The 3,264-nt window shown below is 72.1% G+C and carries 3 protein-coding genes; 1 reads left to right on the forward strand and 2 read right to left on the reverse strand.

Going from position 1 to position 3,264, the window contains the following annotated elements:
• Positions 1 to 203: 203 nt before the first annotated feature.
• Entirely contained in the window at positions 204 to 1,142 is a 939-nt protein-coding gene (locus tag JMF90_RS30325) for an SH3 domain-containing protein (protein WP_011547930.1), read from the reverse strand.
• Between the two features lie 33 nt (positions 1,143 to 1,175).
• On the reverse strand, positions 1,176 to 1,601 hold the full coding sequence (locus JMF90_RS30330; RefSeq protein ID WP_011547931.1) for a hypothetical protein: 426 nt from the start codon (positions 1,599 to 1,601) through the stop codon (positions 1,176 to 1,178).
• Positions 1,602 to 1,898: 297 nt separating this feature from the next.
• On the opposite strand from JMF90_RS30330, the gene JMF90_RS30335 reads away from it, so the two are divergent.
• The coding region (locus JMF90_RS30335; RefSeq protein WP_201325824.1) for a sigma-70 family RNA polymerase sigma factor at positions 1,899 to 3,264 on the forward strand (1,366 nt) is incomplete at its 3' end.

Raw genomic sequence — 3,264 nt, forward strand, 5'->3', positions numbered from 1 at the left:
CTGAAGGCATACGCGAAGCTGGTCATGTCGGCCGACAAGGGCGCCGTGCGCGATCTGTCGCTGCTCGACGACTGATGCGGCGGGCTGCGGGCGACCGGTAGCGCCTTACCTCGCCCCGCTTGCCCGATCCAAAAGCCGCTCTCCGGAGCGGCTTTTTTTGTCTGGTGCCCGGAGAACCCGCGGCACCGGCGGCACCGGTGCCGTCAGTGGCGGAGTTCGTCGGGACCGCCGCCTCCACCGCCGCCATGGTTGCCGCCGCCGTTTCCGCCGCCTTGCGGCCGCGCATAACCGCCGCCGCCCCAACCTCCCTGGCGCGCGGGCTGAGGCATCGTGCGGGCTTCGCCGCCCGGCGCGGGCGGCGGGCTGGCCGGGCGCGTGTTACCCGCCCCGCCCGGCATCGGCGTCGGCGCCGCCGGGCTGGCCGGACGCACATTACCCATCCCACCCGGCATCGGCGTCGGTGCCGCCGGGTTGGCCGGGCGCGCATTACCCATCCCGCCCGGCATCGGCGTCGGCGGGCTGGCCGGACGCGCATTACCCACGCCACCCGGCATCGGCGCCGGCGCCGGTGCAGCCGGCGGCGGCACGCGGTTCGCGCCGTTCCAGCCGCCGCGCGTCGCCGACGGCCGCGTGTCATGCACGGGCGGCGGGCCGCCCGGCGCGACCTGCATCGGCGCACCCGGTTGCGGACGCCCTTGCGCGGGCGGCACGCCGCCGGGGCCGAGCCTCGGCTCCGCACGATGCGCCCAGCGATCACGGTCGGGATACCACGGGCGGTGCCGGTAATAGCGATCCCAGTACGCGCCGATCGCGAAACCGGTCACCGGCACGCCGATGATCGCGCCGTATTGGAGCAACGGCACGTAGCTGCCCTGGTACGGATAGTCGAGCAACTGCGCATCGATCCAGCCGCGCACGCCCGGCAGCGCGACATCGCACCACGCGTAGTCGCTCAGACAGCCGAACACATCCAGCGCGGTACCGGGCGGGATCTGCGCGACCACCGGATAATCGGGCGCCGGCCCGGCAAACAGCTCGGCCGGCGAGTTCGTGTAAGCGCTGCTCTGCGCATCGGCGACGCCCGGTGCGGCCGCGAGGCCGGCCAGGACGACGCACAGACTTCGGACAATCGTGTTCCTCATGATGCTCTCCCGCGCCGCGCCGCCGCGCGCCGGTCAGTGCCGATGGCCGCCGCCCCAGTGGCCGCCACCCCAATGCCCGCCGCCCCACGGACGATGCCAGTAACCGCCGCGGCCGCCCCAGTATCCGCCGCCGCCCCAGCGGCCCCAGAAGCCGATCGTCACGGGCGGCCCGTACCAGCCGGAGTAGTACGCCGGGTAGTAATACGGGTACGGCGGCGGCACGTAGGCCGGGGCGACATACACCGGCACCGCCGGGCCGACGTCGACCTGCGCCTGGGGTACGGTCGACGGCACCGGACCGGACGCGGTCGGTGCGACTGGAATCTCGCGCTGCGTCACCGTGGCGGGCACCGGCGCGTAATAAGGTGCATAACCGTACGGGCTCGTGTAGTAGCAGCCGCCCAGCATCGCTGCGGCCAGCGCGACGACGGCGGGCCTCGCGGCGGAAATCGGGTTCATCTCGTACTCCGGCAGAATCCGCGCGTCGCCGCCGGGCGCGCGCCTGACTCTAGCTTACGTCCCCTGCAGATTTCCGCGCGTATGATCGGTTACTTTTTGTTTCCTGCCCCGCACGGCGGGGCAGGAACGCCGCGTGCTGGCCCGTCCGCGGCGCCGGCGTTGAAGTTGGCGCAAATGCCCTCAACTTGAACGATGTCGGGCTGACCGGCGCGGACGGGCGTCCGCGACCCACCGGCAACCGCAAACCGGCGAGCTTCGGCCCGCCCTGACAGGAACGCGGCTCGCGCCGCCATCGACATGACTACGCCACGCCCCACTCCCCGGGCGGACACACCGCTCGATCCGATCATCCAGCTGCTGGCGCTCGCCGGCGAGCAGGGTTATCTGACGCACGCCGACCTCGTCGACGCGCTGCCGCCCGAAAGCGACAGCTCCGACGCGCTCGACGTCGTGCGCGCCGCGCTGGCCGACATCGGCATCGCGGTACTCGACGAGCCGGCCGTGCCCGCACCGTTTGCCGGCGCGGCGCCGGTCGAGGTCGATCGCGACGCGCTCGACGAAGGCCGGGCCATGCTCGGCGACCTCGCGCGCGGTACGAGCGCGTCGACCGATCCGCTCGCGCTCTACATGCGGCGCATGCATGCGGTGCCGCTGCTCACGCGCGAAGGTGAAATCGTGCTCGCCCGCGAGATCGAGACGGGCCGTCATCAGGTGCTGCATGCGATCGCCGGCTATCCGCCCGCGGTCGACGCACTGCTCGAGCGTCATCGCGCGACGGGCGCAACCGGCGCAATAGGCACAACCGGATCGCCCGATGAAGAGGATGGCGAAACGCCCGCGCCCGCCCGCTACGACGCGCTGCAGGCAGCGGTGTCGGCGCTGCGCGATGCATTGCATGCGCATGGCAGCCGTTCGGCCGACTACCGCGACGCGCGCAACCACGTGGCCGCCCTGCTCGGTTCGCTCGCCTGGGTCGCACCGGCCGTCGACGACGCAAGCCGTACCGTGCGCGCGCTCGCGGCCGCCTCCGATGATCCGTCGGCGGTCGACGCCGCGTACTTCGACGCGGTCGCACGGCGCGCACTTGCAGCCGCGTTGAGCGACGGCCAGCAAAAAGTGCGCGACGCGACGCGGGCGATGCTCGAGGCGAACCTGCGGCTCGTGCTGTCGATCGCGCGCAAGTACCTGAACCGCGGCGTCGATCTGTCCGACCTCGTGCAGGACGGCTGTCTCGGCCTGATGCGCGCGATCGAGAAATTCGAATACCGGCGTGGGTTCAAGTTCTCGACCTATGCGACCTGGTGGATTCGCCAGGCGATCGCACGCGCGGTCGCGGATCGCTCGCGTACGATCCGCGTGCCGGTGCACGTCGGCGATCAGTACCAGCGCGTGCAGCGGCATGCACTGCGCTTTCGCCAGCGCACGGGCCGCCGCGCCACGCCGGCCGAGCTCGCGGCTGAAACCGGCCTCGCCGAAGACAAGCTGCGTGCGGTGCTCGCGCTGCCCGCCGAGCCGGTCTCGCTCGATACGCCGCTGCCGGACGCAGACACCGGCCTCGTGGAACTGATCGAGGACCAGGCATCGGCCAGCCCGTTCGAGCAACTGGCCGACACGCGCATGCGCGACTGCGTGCGATCGCTGCTGCGCTCGGTCACGCCGACCG

This window comes from Burkholderia sp. E168m23 (assembly GCF_016586125.1).
GTDB classification, from domain to species: domain Bacteria; phylum Pseudomonadota; class Gammaproteobacteria; order Burkholderiales; family Burkholderiaceae; genus Burkholderia; species Burkholderia orbicola.

Bases quoted from the DNA above. Each gene is read 5' to 3' on its own strand.
- JMF90_RS30325 (WP_011547930.1), bottom strand. From the start codon at position 1,142: ATGAGGAACACGATTGTCCGAAGTCTGTGCGTCGTCCTGGCCGGCCTC.
- JMF90_RS30330 (WP_011547931.1), bottom strand. From the start codon at position 1,601: ATGAACCCGATTTCCGCCGCGAGGCCCGCCGTCGTCGCGCTGGCCGCA.